Origin of the sequence: uncultured Succinivibrio sp. (genome assembly GCF_902756765.1) — a bacterium.
In the GTDB taxonomy this organism is placed as follows: domain Bacteria; phylum Pseudomonadota; class Gammaproteobacteria; order Enterobacterales; family Succinivibrionaceae; genus Succinivibrio.
On the sequence record NZ_CACVSS010000046.1, the window covers coordinates 1 to 16,436 of the forward strand.

Here is a 16,436-nt window from a genome sequence, read left to right on the forward strand (position 1 = left end):
TGTTTTTGAAGAACCTCAAGTATATTAAGAGCTCTTTCCAGAGCTGGAACTCTAATTTTTGAGGCCATAAAAACTCCTTAAATTCGCCTTTAAGCTGCAGTTAGATTCTAGTAGAGGATTCCTGGAAATGTCTCTAGCCAGGAATAATCATCCCCATCTCTCTCATTTTAGCTATTTTATATCTTAAAGTACGAGGGGAAATGCCTAATTTTTCAGATACTTCCTGTCTTGAACCTCTATATTCAATCAGAGCATCTAAAATAATCTGATATTCCTGCTGTTTTAGCTCGCCCCCCAGATCCTGAGGGATCTTCTGATTTCTTACTGCATCATCAGACACGCCTGAGGATTTCTGAACCTGCTGTTCAAGTTCAAGTGCAGGAGAAATTCCTTCTATATTAAGAGACTGAGTTAAAAGAGCCTCTTCTAAAGAATTCTCATCAAGAATAATACAGCCGGCATCAATTTTACCGCCAGAGGCAAGAATCAGAGCGCGCTGCATAACATTGTCCAGCTCTCTGACATTACCCGGCCAGGCATAGGATAAAAGCTTTTTCTGAGCATCTTCAGTAAGCTCAGGAATTGATAGTGAAGCCTCAGTGGCATGCTTTGACAGCACAGCCTTGGCTATTGGGATGATATCTAAAGGACGCTTTGATAATGGAAGCCATCTTAATGGAAATACATTTAATCTGTAATATAAGTCTTCTCTGAATTTCTTTTCTGCAACGGCCTGTTTTAAGTCTCTGTTTGAGGTTGCTATAACTCTTACATCAAGAGCAATGGTCTTGCGGGAACCCAGTCTTTCAACCTCTTTTTCCTGAAGAACTCTCAAAAGCTTGACCTGCAGGGATAAATCCATCTCGGTAATCTCATCTAAGAGAATCGTACCTCCCTGAGCCTGTTCAAACTTTCCAGGACAGGCCTGAACTGCACCGGTAAAAGCTCCCTTTTCATAACCGAATAAGGTGGACTCGAGCATAGTGTCAGGAATAGCCGCACAGTTTATAGCAACGAAAGGTCCTGAGGCACGGGCAGATTTATCGTGAATATATCTTGATAAAACTTCTTTACCAGATCCTGATGGCCCGGTAATCATAACAGTAGCATCTGTAGAGGCAACCTTAAGAGCCAGAGCTAAAAGCTCAGCTGTAGATGGATCTGCAAATACAGGCTCTCCACTTACAGTTTTGCTAACAGGAACATAACGGGAAACCTGATTTAATAGAACTTCCGGAGCAAAAGGCTTTGAGAGATAATCAATTGCACCGTCTCGCATTGCTCTTACCGCGCCGTTAATATTTGCATACGCAGTCATCAGAAGCACAGGAAGCTGAGGATACTTTTCATGAATGGTATTTAAAAGAGTATGTCCATCCATTCCATCCATCTGAATATCAGAAATAACCATATCAATTCTGTTCTTAGACAGCATATCTAATGCAGCCTCACCGCTTGAAGCCTCAAGACAGACATAACCTGTCAGCATTAACGTATCGACGATAGCTTCTCTCAATTCGCTATCGTCATCAACAATCAGAATCTGGCTATTACTCATTTACAAATCCTTAATTCAGGCAACATTGCTATGTAGCCCCATACTCTCACTCGGCTCCAATGTGCCTTCGTATTTTGGAATTATCATTGAAAATACAGTTTCATTTTCATCTGATACAAGTGTCAAACGTCCCTGATGAACTTTGGCAACAGCTGAAACTACGGCTAATCCAAGTCCTGTACCATTGCTCTTTGTGGTAAAAAACGGCTCAAAAATCTTTCGCTGAACATTTAACGGAATCATTGGACCGTCATTTTTAACACTGATAATGATATTTTTTTCATCAGCTTCCAACTTTATATTAACTTTTTTTGCACCAGCTTCAATGGCATTTGTCACTAAATTGGTAATTGCTCCATTTAACGCGGTAACATTTCCAAGAATAGTCATTGGACGAGGACCAATATCCGTGATCAGTTCAGCTCCATGCTTTTCAATAATAGAAACTACGCTATTGGAAACATCTTCTACAATATCAACGGCATCCAATGCTTTTACAGACTGTTCTCCTGATCTTGCATACATCAGAATATCACTGACCTGTGACTCTAAAGCCTGAAGTCTGGACATCAGCTTTTTCTGGAATAAGCCGCGAGATGCAGGAGGTAGCTTGGCATTTCCAAGATTGGCTGCATAAAGAATTGCTGCTGACAGCGGCGTTCTTATCTGATGTGCTAGAGATGCTGCCATTTTACCAAGAGAAGATAATCTCTCCATGTGGTTAAGCTTATCAGTAAGTTCACGGGTTGCAGTCTGATCCGTCATCTGTACCAGCTGGCCATGAGTCAGAGGTTTTGTTGAAACCTGAAGTCTTTTTCCATTTTTAGTAGAAATTTCCTGACCATCATCCTGCTGAGGACGGAAAACCTCACCGATAACCTGATACCATTTTCTGCCAATAAGACTCTCTACACCCAGCATATCTAATGCTGACTGATTAACCTTACATACAACGCCACGCTCATCAAGAATAATGATTGCAGAAGGTTCTTTCTCAAATATTTCCTGATAAAGATCAGAATCATTAACGAAATCTGGCATAAAATCTCTCCAAATTACATTTTTGGAGAATCATTCAAATTTTGTGCCACTCAATTTTTATTATTATAAATCAATCAGATGAATATAAATACCAAAAATAAATGACAAATTTATGGCGAAAAAAATGTCGCAATCGATGAACAACTGCGACACTTTCGATGATAAAGCTTTTAATCAGAATGATATATCTGTCTTAGCCAACAAATACACGAGCATTTCTGAATAATCTTACCCAAGGACTATCCTCTCCCCAGTCATCTGGATGATATGAGTTAGCCACAGTACGCATTACACGCTCTGGATGAGGCATCAGAATAGTAAAGCGACCATCATCATTAGTTACAGAGGTAATACCATTTGGAGAACCATTTGGATTTAGAGGGTATTCCTCAGTAACTTTGCCTGCATGATCAATATAACGAACAGCAACCTGACCTGAAGCCTCTAAAGCCTTAAGATGATTCTCATCTCTGAACTCTGCTCTACCCTCTCCGTGAGATACCACTATAGGAAGACGAGAGCCTTCCATTCCTGCGAACAGGACAGACTTGGTATTCTGAATCTCAACCTCTACAAAACGAGCTTCAAATCTCTCTGATAGATTTGTAACAAAGCGAGGCCAGTTTTCAGCACCAGGGATCAGAGACGATAAGGTTGACATCATCTGACAGCCGTTACATACACCTAGAGCAAAAGTATCTTTTCTGTTGAAGAATCTTGAGAACTCATCTGCAGCAACGGAGTTGAACAGAATTGACTTTGCCCAACCTTCACCGGCTCCAAGAACATCACCGTAGGAGAAACCACCACAGGCAGCGAAGCCCTTAAAGTCATCAAGTTTAACCTTGCCAGTCAGAATATCTGACATGTGAACATCAATACAGTTGAAACCTGCACGGTTAAAGGCTGCAGCCATTTCTCCGTGGGAATTTACGCCCTGCTCACGCAGAATTGCAATCTTAGGAGCTACCCCCTTTGCAATATAAGGTGCTGCGATATCTTCCTTGATATCAAAGGACAAATCAGCAAACAGACCTCTGTCGTTTGATTCATCCTTAGCCTCAAATTCCTGTTTTGCGCAGTCAGGATTATCACGAAGTGCCTGCATGTGATAGGTAGTCTCAGCCCAGATCTTTCTGAAATACTGACGAGGCTCGTTGATTACATCGTTACCGTCTCTGCTGAATACGATGCGATCATCATCTCTTAGAGTTCCAATCTCAAAGATACAGTTAGCAAGACCATGGCCTGAAAGAATATTCATAACTGTTTCTGCTTCTTCAGTCTTAACCTGGATAACAGCACCGATTTCTTCAGAGAACAGTACAGGTAAATCGTCCTCGCCTAAATGATCGATTCTTACTGACACACCTGTATGACCTGCAAAGGCCATTTCACATACAGTAGTGAACAGACCACCGTCTGAAATATCGTGATATGCTAAAAGCAGATTCTTTCTATTTAAGAACTGAATAGCATCAAACAGGCCTTTCAGACGAACTGGGTGGTCAAGATCAGGACACTTGTCACCAAGCTGACGATACACCTGAGCTAAAGCAGAACCACCTAAGCGATTCTGTCTTTCACCTAGAGTGATATAGATAAGAGTGGTCTCCCCCTTATCTGTACGCAACTGTGGAGTCAGAGTCTTTCTGATATCCTCAACACGGGCAAAGGAAGAGATAATCAGAGACATTGGAGCGGTAACTGATTTTGCCTTGCCATCCTCTTCCCAGGTAGTCTTCATAGACATTGAATCCTTTCCAACAGGAACGGTAATACCAAGCTGAGGACAAATTTCCATACCCACAGTCTTAACAGCACTAAACAGACCAGAATCCTCACCAGGATGCCCATTAGGAGCCATCCAGTTGGCAGACAGTTTAACTCTCTTCAAATCACCGATATCAGCAGCAGCAATGTTTGTAATTGCTTCAGCAACAGCAAGACGTGCAGATGCAGCATGATCCAGCAGTGCAACAGGAGTTCTTTCACCAACAGCACCAGCTTCACCCTGATATGAATCATAAGATGCTGCTGTAACTGCAACATCGGCTACAGGAACCTGCCAAGGACCTACCATCTGATCTCTTGCAACCAGACCTGTTACGGAACGGTCACCAATGGTAATCAGGAAGGTCTTTTCTGCAACAGTAGGTAAGCGTAAAACTCTTTCAGCTGCATCTCTTGCAGTTACACCAGAAAGGTTCAGCTCTGGAGAATTCTGTTTTAGAGTCTTAACATCCTTGTGCATACGAGGAGGTTTACCTAAGAGAATATCTAAAGGAAGATCAATTGGCTTGTTGCCAAAATATGGGTCCTCAAGAACAACTCTTCTCTCTTCAGTTGCTTCACCGATTACGGCATACTGAGCTCTTTCACGCTTACAGAAAGACTCAAATAAGTCAAACTTGTCAGCGGCTACAGCAAGAACATATCTTTCCTGAGATTCATTACACCAGATCTGTAATGGAGACATGCCAGGCTCATCATTTGGAATCTTGCGTAAATCAAAACGTCCGCCAACACCACCGTCAGCAACCAGCTCAGGCATTGCATTTGACAGACCACCGGCACCAACGTCGTGGATAAACATAATTGGGTTGTCTTCGCCAAGTTCCCAGCAGGCATCAATTACTTCCTGACAGCGTCTCTGCATCTCAGGATTTCCACGCTGAACAGAAGCAAAATCAAGATCCTCTGAAGAAGCACCAGAATTCATGGAAGAAGCAGCTCCACCGCCCAAACCGATATTCATGGCAGGACCGCCTAAAACAATCAGTTTTGCCCCTGGATCGATATGATCTTTGATAATGTGCTCTCTACGGATATTACCCCAGCCGCCGGCTAACATAATTGGCTTATGGTATCCACGGACTTCCTTACCATTGAAACTTGTAACCTCTTCCTCGTAAGTTCTGAAATAACCGCAAAGATTTGGTCGGCCAAACTCGTTATTGAAGCTTGCTCCGCCTAAAGGACCGTCAATCATAATCTGCAGTGCAGAGGCAAGACGATCTGGCTTGCCAAAATCATGCTCCCATGGCTGAATAGCTCCAGGGATCTTTAGATTGGATACGCTGAAACCACTGATACCGGCTTTTGGTTTTGAACCTATACCTGTAGCGCCCTCATCGCGAATCTCACCGCCAGAACCTGTAGCTGCACCAGGGAATGGAGAAATAGCAGTTGGGTGATTGTGAGTTTCAACCTTCATTAAAATTGGCATATCTTCCTGATGATATGCCCATTCGTGATTTGGATTTGGGAAGAATCTTCCTGCAGAGGAACCTTCCATAACTGCCGCATTATCTTTATATGCTGAGAGAACATAGTCAGGAGTTGCCTCATAGGTATTTTTAATCATACCAAACAGAGAGTTATCCTGTTTTTTACCGTCAATCTCCCATTCTGCACTGAATACCTTATGACGGCAGTGCTCTGAATTCATCTGAGCAAACATGTAAAGTTCAATGTCAGTAGGATCACGTCCGATTCCCTTGAAGCTTTCTAAAAGGTACTCCATCTCAGGCTCTGATAAAGCCAGACCAAGCTCAACATTAGCTACTCTTAGAGCATTCATTCCCTGAGTAGTCAGAGCTACGGTCTTAAATGGCTTTGGAGTCTGCTTTTCAAAAAGTTTTGCTGCTGCATCAAGTGAAGGAAGAACATTCTCCATCATGCGGTCATGAATCAGAGCACTGATTATCTTCTTTTCATTCTCATCAAATGCTCCCTGCTCCTTCTGAATATAGTAGGCAATACCGCGCTCAATTCTTAAAATCTTGGTTAAACCGCAGTTATGAGCAATATCGGTAGCCTTCGTAGCCCAAGGAGAAATGGTACCAATACGAGGAATAACAAAAAATAATTCTCCTTCACTTTCTGTATCTGATTTTGATGGGCCATAGCTCAAAATCTTCTTTAATACAGAATTTTCCTCATCTGTAAGAGTTTCCTTAAGATCGACTAAGTGAACAAAATGAGTATTGATTGATCTTACCCTGATGCCATCTTTTGCTAAAGATTGAATGATTTTTTCAAGTCTAAAGGTAGAAACGGCTGGAGAACCTAAAATGATATCCATCAGTATTGTTCCTGTAATGCCTATGATGTGAAATGAAATATCTTGTCGGAGTACCCGGCTAAAATATTCTATGATTTTACCATATCAGAACACTTTGGTGGATATACTCCGTTCAAGTTCACACTTTTGGAACATCCTGAAAAAATGTAGAAAATTCAATAAAACAAAATAAAATCCTTGTCAAAAAAAGGAAAATAAAAATTCTGCTAAAATTAACAGGAAAATACAGGAGAATAGGATGCACGCATATTTAAATACTGGATTTGAAAAATTTCAGGAATCTTTGAACGCAAGACTGTACATAGACAAAACAGAGCTTATTTCTATTCTGAATAGTATTATAAAAACACCTCAGAAATATATCTGTATAAGCCGACCAAGACGATTTGGAAAATCAGTAACTGCCAATATGCTTTGCGCCTATTTCTCAAAGAACACTGACAGCTCTTTTATTTTTGACAATCTCAATATATCAAAAGCAGTCTCCTACAAGAAACATCTTAACCAGTACAACACTCTTTTTCTAAATATTACAGATGAGTTTAATCGTGCAGAACAAAACGTTAAAACTATGATTAAACGAATCACAGCGTTTGTTATTAGCGAAATTAAAGAAGCATATCCAGAAATAAAACTGCTGGACGAATCTGATTTATCCTTATCACTTCAGTCAGTGTATTCTCAAAACAAGATTAGTTTCGTTATTGTTATCGATGAATGGGACTGCATCATGAGAGAAAAGCAGACCGATTCAGATGGAATTAAGACATACCTTGAATGGCTAAAACTTCTAATGAAAGATAAAGCTTATGTAGCTCTAGCCTACATGACAGGAATTCTTCCAATCAAAAAGTATGGTTCTCATAGCGCCTTGAATATGTTTGATGAGTATTCAATGACCGAACCAGGGGAATATGCTTCCTATATTGGATTTACAGAAGATGAGGTACACAACCTCTGCGATCAGCACAAGATAGACCTTAATTCAATGAAAAAATGGTATGACGGCTATACATTTGAAGAATCACTTCATCTTTTTAATCCAAACTCTGTTGTAAGGGCAATTCAGAGAAAAAAATTCTCCAGTTACTGGTCTCAGACGGAAACCTTTGAAGGACTTAGACGCTATATTGATTTGAATATGGCTGGTCTTAGAGATGAGATTGTAAAAATAATTGCAGGAAACGAGGTCTTGGTGAATACCTCAACATTCCACAATGATATGACAACCTTTGAGACAAAGGATGACGTCTTAACCTTGCTTATTCACCTGGGGTATCTTGCAATCGTTCCTGATTCCGACCTTAAAGGAGTGGATAATGATAAGATTTTTTCCGTTCATATCCCAAATGAAGAGATAAGAAAAGAATTCCGAAATATTACCGAAAAAAATAAAAACTATCCAGGAATCTATTCTCTTATAAGTCAGTCTCTGGATTTACTTGATAAAATCTATGCATTTGATAATGAGGGTGTAGCACAGGCTTTTGATTTAGCGCATCAGGACCATACTTCAATTCTCAAATACAACGATGAGAACTCCCTAAGCTGTGTCATTTCACTGGCCTTAAATCTTGCATCCGTTGATCTATACAACGTTTATCGAGAACTTCCTGCAGGAAAAGGTTTTGCTGATATGGTTTATCTACCAAAACAGGGAATTGATAAACCAGCCCTGCTGGTTGAACTTAAATATGATAAGTCAGCCCAAACTGCAATTGATCAGATTAAGCAGAAGAATTATGGCAGAATCTTCCGTGACTATAAGGGCGATGTACTTTTAGTCGGGATCAACTACGATAAAGAGAGCAAAGAGCATCAGTGTCTTATTGAGAAACATCACAATTAAAAAAAACAGTAGGTTAACCTCCAAAATTTTCTTGCATTGGAAAAAAGACGGTGACAAAATGCTCGTTCGGAGGTTTTTAATCGTGAAAAAATCAAGTCGTTTACTTCATAATAGTACAGCTCAGAGACGTTCTCGCCTAAGACAGGCTTTTATTAAAAATGCCCGTTCACGTCGTCAGGCAAGACAGGAAGTATTCTTCATTCAGGAACAGTCTCACTCTTAATCTCGGCACTCTTCTTGCATCAATAAAACAAAAATGCAAATGGTGGCAAAAACATGCCACCAAAAAAATTATTGTAAAAGCGAGGAGAGATCTATGTATGGCCGCAATCTAAAAGCCTATCAGAAAACCAACGTCAATGCAGAATTGTCTGTTGCCGATCCCTATTATGTAACCAAACTGCTTTATCAGGGATTATTTGAAAGAATTGCACAGGCAAAAGGAGCAATTGAAAGAGGAGATCTGGCCCTTAAGGCAAAAAAACTGTCAACAGCAACTGCTATATTAGAAAATCTTAGAAGTACTCTGGATTTTTCACATAGTCAGTCTATTGCCCAAAGTCTTTTTGACATATACTCGTACATGATTGATCAGTTAGCAGAAGCTTCTATTCAGATCAAAACTGAGCCATTAGATAATGCCCTCCGAGCATTCATGCCTATCAAAAAGGCCTGGGATGCTATACCTATCGAAGCACAGAGAGAAGCTCAGGCAAAGAGATCTGATGAACAGCTTAATATTGATTTGAACCATGATGCAAATATTGCGAAAGGCTTTATTTAAGATGGAACTGCAGGAAATAATCAGAAAAATAACAGAAACAGAAGCATCTATCTCAAAAGAGCTGGAAAAAGATAATCTTGAACTTGCTCAGGATTATCTTAACCGTTCACATGAGCTGTTAAGGGAATTAGTGGAAATCAAAGACTCTCTGTCTGAGGAAGATCTCAATACAGCCAAGGAATTTGCATCTGCCTATGCTGAGCATATAAAAGAACAGGTAAAGATTCTTGCTGTTGAACAGGCAAAGATCTCTGATGAATTCAAAAAGGTAAGAAAACAGCATCAGGTATCAAACAAATACGCAAAGATTCAGAAAATGCTACATTAAATGCGTTGAAGAAAGACAATCTTAATGAAAAGCAATCTGTTTAAATCTTTTTTAAAGTAAACCGCCGTCAACTCTTAGAACCTGTCCGGTTACGAATGAAGACATATCTGAAGCCAAAAACAGCACAGAGTTGGCAATCTCCTCAGGAAGCCCCTTTCTTTTCATAATATTCATAGATAAGGCTAGCGCTTCATCTTCAGGACTCATTGAGTTCCCCATATCTGTACTGGTAAGGCCCGGTGCTACTGCATTAACTCTGATCCCGCTTTTTCCAAGTTCCATTGCAATTCTTCTTGTGGCACCAATCATAGCTGCCTTTGAGGCACTGTACTCAAGGCAGGCTCCTCCATCATAAGCAGCAGATGAGGAAACAAAAACAATACTACCCTTGCGCTGCTTCATCATATTTCTGGATAAAGCCTGGGTTAAAACAATCGAGGAGAAGAAATTGACATCAAAGGTCTCTTTGATGGTTTCAAGCTTTGTCATTGCAAACAATGACAGCGGATTTGCAATTCCGACATTGTTTACAAGAATATCAAAAGGGACTTTATAGGACAGAAGCTTCTTTGAAACATTTTTAACTTCATCGGTATTGGAAAAATCAGCATAATCAATTGTTATGCTGCCCCCATACAGACTCTCAAGTTTCTTTACAGAAACAGAGAATTCAGGATCTTCCTTACGGTTTACAAGATACAGGTTACAGCCGTTCTGAGCAAAGACTTTTGCTATGGCAAGACCAATACCTCTGTGGGCACCGGTTATAACTGCTGTTTTATTCTTTAGAAGATCCATTTTATCACCTAGATTTCAATCTGATATTTCTTTAGAAGCTCAATTCCTTTCTTGTAAGAGCTTAAATCAACAATATCATCAGTATCCATAGTTATTTCAAAGGCATCTTCAATGGCGGCAATTAAAGACATATGACCAACTGAATCCCAGGAGATAACGCCCTGATATTGCAGTTCCTCAACCTCTGATGGCTCTACCTCTAAAGCTTCTACAAAACAGTTAATATACTTTTCTTTATTAGTCATAGTATTTCCAAATTCTTTTATTAAATCTTAGCTGAAACTCTAAGTACATCCACGTTTCTGCTCATTGTGTCGATCATATCATAACCATCCCAATAAAACTCAAGATCCATGGTATGACCAATAGGAACGATTCTATCTACACCGTACAGACCATGATTTAGTACCAAAGCTTTTATCTTTTCAGGATCAACTCCAAGATAGGAGACGGTCTGACACTCCTTGGAGCATAAGGGAACGATCTCCTCAAGGTTCTCTGTAACATATTCAAAGAAATACCCTCCCCCCATTTTGTAGGACATCAGAGCATCATTAAGGCTGTTCACTTCAACGCGTACAATTCGGTTATCAGCCCCTTCCTTCTTAACGACAAAATCTGAAGATTCTTCAGATAGCACAAGATCACAGAAGGAATTGAGTTTATCCACAGCAAGAATCGGTTCCATACGGTATTTCTCATCAACCAGATTCTGGATACTCTCCCAAAAAACAACTCGAGCCTTTTCAACATTCTGTCCACACCATATAACAGCCCGTGGAGATGAGCAGGCATTCTGATCGGTAAAGAAGGTATCGATATAAAACAGTTCTGCTATCTTCTTAGGATCTTCTTTAAGATAGGCTTCAGACTCAATAATCACAAAGGAATGCCTGTCTGGAAAGGTCATTTCTATGGCTCTTGGTTTTAACGGAAATGCTCTGAATTCATTGACCGTTGCATTGCCCCCCCAGACAATCCTGAGATCACATACGGCAGATAATAAAGAGCTTATCTCATGATCTCTTTCATATCTTACAATGATGATATAAGGGGAGAGTTCCTTAAATTCATCCAGTCTTAGAACAGAAGTTAGGGCTTCACAGATTATTTTTACCTGCACAAAGTCCTTTGATGACACTCTGACAATACTTACATTGCCAGCTAAAAGAGAGGAAACCAGAGACACCGCGAAATTGACGGGAACATTAGAGGGCGCAATATGAAAAGCAATACCGCGACCTAGCTTTGAATCAAGTTTTGCCTCATATCTTCTCTTCTCATTTAGAATCGAGGCTTTTCTGCTCCAGAAGGCCCACGCGATTACATCTGAATAGCTTCTGTTTTTAGAATCAGACAACAGGACATGAGCCACTTTATCAAGAAAAGATACCACCTGATCATCGAAGATTTTTCTGCAGGGAGTCTTATCTGATGATAATAAATAATCCTCAGAGCCGACCAGAAAGTCTATTTTTTTGAGAACATCAGAATTTATCTGCATAGGTATCGCTACATCCTCTAAGTTCAGCCCTTTTTAGTCGACCGGTAAGTTTGAAATATTTGCCAAGTCTGCCACACGGACAGTCATCTTCACCTAAAATAATGCCCTTATCCTCAGTTAAAATACTATGCCCCGGATAGGAGTGAGGAAGTACAGATACCACCTGAATGATCCCCTCTTCCCCCTTTTCGCACACACTGAAATCATCTGCGCGTCTAGGAATTACATCAGAGAAAATACTTGCATGAAGGTGCCCATATTCACATTGAGCGTAAATACATCCAGTCTGTTCAACCATTCCGTAATGATCAATAAAATGCTCGATTCCACACTGAGAATTAAGAGCAGCTCTGAAATCAGCGTTGGAAATATTCAAAGAGACCAGTTTTTTCCAACCACCGCCGGTGATCAGAAAGGCATTGCTTAAATCAAGCTTTAAGCCTTGTTTTAGCAGTTCCTGATACAGATGCTGCCAGACCATGAAGGTAAAACCAAAGATAATAATCTTTGAATCACGGTTCTTCTCAAGAAAAGACTGAACCTCATCAAGCTTAAGCTGCATATTGTCATCAAGGGCATATAAAGTTTCTCTGCCAAGCATTCTCAGGCCTAAAATTGCAGCTCCACGTGCGGAGAAAAGATTTCTGTCCTTAACCACATTAGGAGAATCAATTAAGAGCATTGGCAGTCTTTTCTTGCCGATAAAGTCGGACATGATTCTGATTAGGGTCTTCTGCTGGTTATTTGCGGTAGTTTTATCCACAAAAATCTTTGATACTCTTTGACCTGAGGTTCCAGAGGAGGTCATGGTTTTGAAGATCTCATCTCTTTCAATACTGAGAAGCTCGTAGTTTTTGAAAAGCCTGACAGGAATAAAAGGTATATCGTAATGGCTTTTGACATTGTCTGGATTAAAGCCATAAGCAGCAAGAATTTTTGCGTAAGCCTCGCAGTTACTGCGATGATGCTCTGTCAAGGAAAGCAGTTTGTTCTTTAAGAGGTTCTCTTTTTCAGCCTTGTTTAAACTAAAAGGAGAAATCTCAAACATATCGTCAATAGAAACCATTAAAACCTCTTAGTAACAAAACCAGTAAACATTAAACATGTTTAACAAAAACATGATTTACATAGGTTGGGAAAAACTCATTCTGAATCAGAGCTCTAATCTGAATCATATTATTGGTGGATACACCTAAAACCAGCTTTTTACCGCCTCTTTTCTTAACCTCAGCAGGAGTCTGGACATTTGTTCCTAATCCGCCTTTTCTCCATTTCATAAAGGTTCCACCTAATGCAGAAGTATAAATTCCCTTTTCGATTTCTCTAATCGAAAAGAAACCAGTCATCTCTCCTTTTATCTGGCCTTTTAAGAAAATCGCGCCACGCTCAACTTCGTCCATAATCCAGTTATGGAATCTGGTAATTGAAGCCTTTTCAGAGAAAAAAGGATCATTGCTGATGCGATCAAAACTGAAGGAGCCTGAATCAATCTCTTTGAATAGAATATCAAAATCCTTTGAATCCATCTCAGATATTGTGACCGAATCATATAAGCGCTGCTGTAGAGGTGTTCTTTTTATTTCATGAAGATCATGCTCAAAAAACATCATATCCTCAACAAAACAGTAGGATAATTCAGACACCATCCAAGTAAGGTCGGTTCTGAGGGAAGGAATCTTTAGTGCAATATAATCATAATCCTTTTCTATTTCCTTAAGAGTCTTATGACAAGTATCACGATCATCATTAAGTTCAAGTTCAACTTCAGCACATTCAATACCGAAGTTTCTTTTATCCCAGAGGGCATTTACTACTTTCATTATTTTGGACCCCAAACCAGATCTACAGAAAATAAGCAAAAGGATAAAACGTCAAACAAGCTCATGAAACAAGCAGATCGTTGATATTTATATTCCCCTTCTTAGAGTTGCTTTTTTTACTTAACCTGTCGTATTCCTTAATTGCTGCAACCAAATCATTTATATCAGAAAAGTATGATTCCCAATACTCTTTCGTCTTTTTATAACCAATATTTAGAACTTGAGAACAGAATGAACTCGCCTTCATATTTTTAGTTTTCTTAAACCGCTCATATTGGTGCTCATTTATTATGATTAGGATCTCTATTTCAGGAGCAGTAATCACGTTATACACTATACATTTTGACTGGTATATTTTTTTTAAATTAAAATTTTCGCTTCTTGAATCCAATATTCTTAGAACAATTACCTTGCTGTCAAATCTCTTTCCAAGATATTTTTCAGCAAATTTTTCTGCTTTTCGCTCTTTTATAAGTTCTCCGGATAAAAGATTATCCTCTTTAAAAAGGAGTAAATCATTTTTTAGTAGTAACTCAATTACAGCTGTTTCTGCCTTGCCTTCAACAATACACGCAACAATAGAATTAGAGTTTAAGTCTAAAGACATTTCAAATTTCCTCTAACTACCTATCATTGCTAACAAAAGCTAAAAGATCTTTTTCAAATAGTTTATAGGAACTATAAGAAGGACTTGTTCCCCCTATATAGTCGCTCTTATAAACATCACTTCTTTTTAAGTCATTTCTTTCCAGAAGATCCGAAAGATTTCTGATAGAAATACCAGTATTATTCTGATAATTATGTCTCACCAGATTTATACAGTCATTTCTATCAAATAAATCAAGAAGCTCAGCATAATGTGTTGTAAACACAATAACGGCACCATTAGGATTAGTTCTTTTTCTTTCAAAAAGAGACAACAGTGTTTTTACCAGCTCCTGATTAAAGTGATTTTCAATTTCATCAAGAATAAGAATTCCTCCACTCTTGAGGATCTGCATCGCTGACAAATAAATATAAAGCCCTTTAATTGAACCTGAGGATAGATAATTCCCTAGATCCATCGGTGAATTTACTGAAAATTCCTGACCATTTTTGAATTTTAATAAATATGTTTCGAGTTTATTAATTTTTCTCAATTCCAGACTTTCTACAGAAGGATCAAGAAAATGGATAAGATTAACAGGAAATACAAATTTAGAACCATTATCCGAGGAATCAGGAAGTTTGAAATTAAGAACATTTATATTCGTAAAATGAATGGAATTGATATAGTTTAAGCTTAATAAATCATTATCAACTTCTTTTTTCAGCTTATAAAGAATACTGGTATCGTCAGTTAATAAAAGACCAACATTCTTTCTCTCTGTAACCAGACTTGAATTAGTAAATTCAAATACCTGAGACTTACTTTTAACAGAAGTAACTTTTTTGGAATAAAGATATTCTTCTGAAAAATATAAAGGTGATTCAACGCCACTTTCGTCGCTGAAGACGATTTCTGACTCAAGTTTATGAAGCATACCGTCTTCTGTATAAAAATAAATACAGAGTTTATGGTTATGACCTTCTTTAAAAAGATCTTTGTATTTTAAATAATTCAAAGGAGTGAAATTTAAGATTTCAAGAACAGTACAAATCAGTTTAAGCGTAGATGTCTTTCCAGAAGCGTTTATACCAATCAAAGCATTAATTGGGTTCAAATCACCCTTCTGAAACAGATGATATAAGGAAGAGTCATCAGTAACTCTCTGCTTTGCAAGAAAATTTATCGTTAGGTTGTTTTCAAATAATTCAAAGCCAGATGCTTCTATTCTTAATAATTTCATAATTAAACATCTACAAGCAGTAAAAAATCATAAAAACGAATTTTACGTTTTTATATACATACACATTTAAAATTATATAGTATATTTTTATTATTTATTACAAAATTATGTGAATATGCGAATAAAGTTCTGAATAATTAGAATTGACTATTCTTGAATATCAGCAGCTATAACCTTACCTTATGTCATAATAACTATTCGTCAAAAATTTTATTTCAACGCAAGATTCAGTTCGTCTGCAGAAATCTTCAAACATATCTTTTATCTCGTCGTTAAACTTATCCCAATCCTCAACATCATGCACCGTTGGCAGTTTAGGATCGGCATAGCTGTCATTGTACCTTGCAGAAAAAGCATCAAAGCCAGCAATAGTAATTCTTTTTACATTAAGCTTATCCAGAAGACGAAGCATACAGATAACAGCATTATCAAAGTGCTTCCAGCCTCTCTTTATGGCTCGCTCATAGCGGATAACACATTCATCTGGAAGAAGCCCCTCCTTGGAATTCTTTACATTTGATAACAGAATTTTTGGAGCTGATTTAAAAATATCCGGATATGAATTCTGAGCATAGGCGTATCTTACGGCACTTTTGAAAAAAAGATAATCATAGCTGTACTGTGGCAGAATAGCGTTTACCCCGATAACAACCGGTTGATTTTTCTCAATGTATTGACTAATCTCAGAGTAATTCTCCACTGATGAACGACCTGGAGCCAACAGAAGAATTTCTCTGCCGTTAAACTCTGACTCCAGAAATTTAAGTACCTCACCGTCATCCACTTCATGGTTCTGGTTTTCTATGTACTTATTCTCAAGAAGATCATAATCGTATCT

At 38.7% G+C, this 16,436-nt stretch carries 15 protein-coding genes; 4 read left to right on the forward strand and 11 right to left on the reverse strand.

Going from position 1 to position 16,436, the window contains the following annotated elements:
• Positions 1-133: 133 nt before the first annotated feature.
• From QZU45_RS07635 to purL, 3 genes are all read right to left on the reverse strand, one after another.
• The gene (locus QZU45_RS07635) at positions 134-1,558 is read right to left on the reverse strand and encodes a sigma-54 dependent transcriptional regulator (RefSeq protein ID WP_295353725.1); all 1,425 of its coding nucleotides are present in this window, start codon (positions 1,556-1,558) and stop codon (positions 134-136) included.
• 15 nt (positions 1,559-1,573) lie between these two features.
• Positions 1,574-2,599: a PAS domain-containing sensor histidine kinase gene (locus QZU45_RS07640; RefSeq protein WP_295353728.1), complete on the reverse strand. Its 1,026-nt coding sequence runs from the start codon at positions 2,597-2,599 to the stop codon at positions 1,574-1,576.
• A 193-nt stretch (positions 2,600-2,792) separates the two neighbouring features.
• The gene (purL, locus tag QZU45_RS07645) at positions 2,793-6,686 is read right to left on the reverse strand and encodes a phosphoribosylformylglycinamidine synthase (protein ID WP_295353731.1); all 3,894 of its coding nucleotides are present in this window, start codon (positions 6,684-6,686) and stop codon (positions 2,793-2,795) included.
• Between the two features lie 238 nt (positions 6,687-6,924).
• On the opposite strand from purL, the gene QZU45_RS07650 reads away from it, so the two are divergent.
• The 4 genes from QZU45_RS07650 to QZU45_RS07665 all read left to right on the forward strand — a co-directional run bounded on the left by QZU45_RS07650 (position 6,925) and on the right by QZU45_RS07665 (position 9,647).
• Positions 6,925-8,535: an AAA family ATPase gene (locus tag QZU45_RS07650; protein WP_295353734.1), complete on the forward strand. Its 1,611-nt coding sequence runs from the start codon at positions 6,925-6,927 to the stop codon at positions 8,533-8,535.
• 82 nt (positions 8,536-8,617) lie between these two features.
• Positions 8,618-8,758, forward strand: a complete 141-nt coding sequence (locus QZU45_RS07655; protein WP_164954300.1) for a hypothetical protein — start codon at positions 8,618-8,620, stop codon at positions 8,756-8,758.
• 93 nt (positions 8,759-8,851) lie between these two features.
• Positions 8,852-9,319 (forward strand): flagellar export chaperone FliS, encoded by a 468-nt coding sequence (gene fliS, locus QZU45_RS07660; RefSeq protein ID WP_295353737.1) that lies wholly within the window; start codon positions 8,852-8,854, stop codon positions 9,317-9,319.
• A gap of 1 nt (position 9,320) precedes the next feature.
• Positions 9,321-9,647 (forward strand): hypothetical protein, encoded by a 327-nt coding sequence (locus QZU45_RS07665; RefSeq protein WP_295353740.1) that lies wholly within the window; start codon positions 9,321-9,323, stop codon positions 9,645-9,647.
• A gap of 51 nt (positions 9,648-9,698) precedes the next feature.
• On the opposite strand, the gene QZU45_RS07670 is transcribed toward QZU45_RS07665, so the two are convergent.
• The 8 genes from QZU45_RS07670 to QZU45_RS07705 form a co-directional block, all read right to left on the reverse strand.
• The gene (locus QZU45_RS07670; protein WP_295353743.1) at positions 9,699-10,445 is read right to left on the reverse strand and encodes an SDR family oxidoreductase; all 747 of its coding nucleotides are present in this window, start codon (positions 10,443-10,445) and stop codon (positions 9,699-9,701) included.
• A gap of 8 nt (positions 10,446-10,453) precedes the next feature.
• Positions 10,454-10,690, reverse strand: coding sequence for an acyl carrier protein (locus QZU45_RS07675; RefSeq protein ID WP_295353746.1), 237 nt, complete (start codon positions 10,688-10,690; stop codon positions 10,454-10,456).
• 20 nt (positions 10,691-10,710) lie between these two features.
• Complete coding sequence (locus QZU45_RS07680; RefSeq protein WP_295353749.1) at positions 10,711-11,949, reverse strand: acyl-CoA reductase; 1,239 nt, start codon at positions 11,947-11,949, stop codon at positions 10,711-10,713.
• Entirely contained in the window at positions 11,933-13,015 is a 1,083-nt protein-coding gene (locus QZU45_RS07685) for an acyl-protein synthetase (RefSeq protein WP_295353752.1), read from the reverse strand. The genes QZU45_RS07680 and QZU45_RS07685 overlap by 17 nt, the downstream gene beginning before the upstream one ends.
• A 31-nt stretch (positions 13,016-13,046) precedes the next feature.
• Positions 13,047-13,769, reverse strand: a complete 723-nt coding sequence (locus QZU45_RS07690) for a hypothetical protein (protein WP_295353754.1) — start codon at positions 13,767-13,769, stop codon at positions 13,047-13,049.
• Between the two features lie 61 nt (positions 13,770-13,830).
• Positions 13,831-14,376: a hypothetical protein gene (locus tag QZU45_RS07695; RefSeq protein ID WP_295353757.1), complete on the reverse strand. Its 546-nt coding sequence runs from the start codon at positions 14,374-14,376 to the stop codon at positions 13,831-13,833.
• 16 nt (positions 14,377-14,392) lie between these two features.
• Entirely contained in the window at positions 14,393-15,598 is a 1,206-nt protein-coding gene (locus tag QZU45_RS07700; protein ID WP_295353760.1) for an AAA family ATPase, read from the reverse strand.
• Between the two features lie 175 nt (positions 15,599-15,773).
• Positions 15,774-16,436: hypothetical protein (locus QZU45_RS07705; protein WP_295353762.1), on the reverse strand; the 663-nt coding region annotated here is incomplete at its 5' end.

What these genes read in the sequence shown, in the direction of transcription:
- QZU45_RS07680 (WP_295353749.1), bottom strand. Translation starts at nt 11,949, where the DNA reads ATGCAGATAAATTCTGATGTTCTCAAAAAAATAGACTTTCTGGTCGGC.
- QZU45_RS07675 (WP_295353746.1), bottom strand. Translation starts at nt 10,690, where the DNA reads ATGACTAATAAAGAAAAGTATATTAACTGTTTTGTAGAAGCTTTAGAG.
- purL (WP_295353731.1), bottom strand. Translation starts at nt 6,686, where the DNA reads ATGGATATCATTTTAGGTTCTCCAGCCGTTTCTACCTTTAGACTTGAA.
- QZU45_RS07695 (WP_295353757.1), bottom strand. Translation starts at nt 14,376, where the DNA reads ATGTCTTTAGACTTAAACTCTAATTCTATTGTTGCGTGTATTGTTGAA.
- QZU45_RS07640 (WP_295353728.1), bottom strand. Translation starts at nt 2,599, where the DNA reads ATGCCAGATTTCGTTAATGATTCTGATCTTTATCAGGAAATATTTGAG.
- QZU45_RS07665 (WP_295353740.1), top strand. Translation starts at nt 9,321, where the DNA reads ATGGAACTGCAGGAAATAATCAGAAAAATAACAGAAACAGAAGCATCT.
- QZU45_RS07700 (WP_295353760.1), bottom strand. Translation starts at nt 15,598, where the DNA reads ATGAAATTATTAAGAATAGAAGCATCTGGCTTTGAATTATTTGAAAAC.
- QZU45_RS07690 (WP_295353754.1), bottom strand. Translation starts at nt 13,769, where the DNA reads ATGAAAGTAGTAAATGCCCTCTGGGATAAAAGAAACTTCGGTATTGAA.
- QZU45_RS07670 (WP_295353743.1), bottom strand. Translation starts at nt 10,445, where the DNA reads ATGGATCTTCTAAAGAATAAAACAGCAGTTATAACCGGTGCCCACAGA.
- fliS (WP_295353737.1), top strand. Translation starts at nt 8,852, where the DNA reads ATGTATGGCCGCAATCTAAAAGCCTATCAGAAAACCAACGTCAATGCA.
- QZU45_RS07685 (WP_295353752.1), bottom strand. Translation starts at nt 13,015, where the DNA reads ATGGTTTCTATTGACGATATGTTTGAGATTTCTCCTTTTAGTTTAAAC.
- QZU45_RS07650 (WP_295353734.1), top strand. Translation starts at nt 6,925, where the DNA reads ATGCACGCATATTTAAATACTGGATTTGAAAAATTTCAGGAATCTTTG.
- QZU45_RS07635 (WP_295353725.1), bottom strand. Translation starts at nt 1,558, where the DNA reads ATGAGTAATAGCCAGATTCTGATTGTTGATGACGATAGCGAATTGAGA.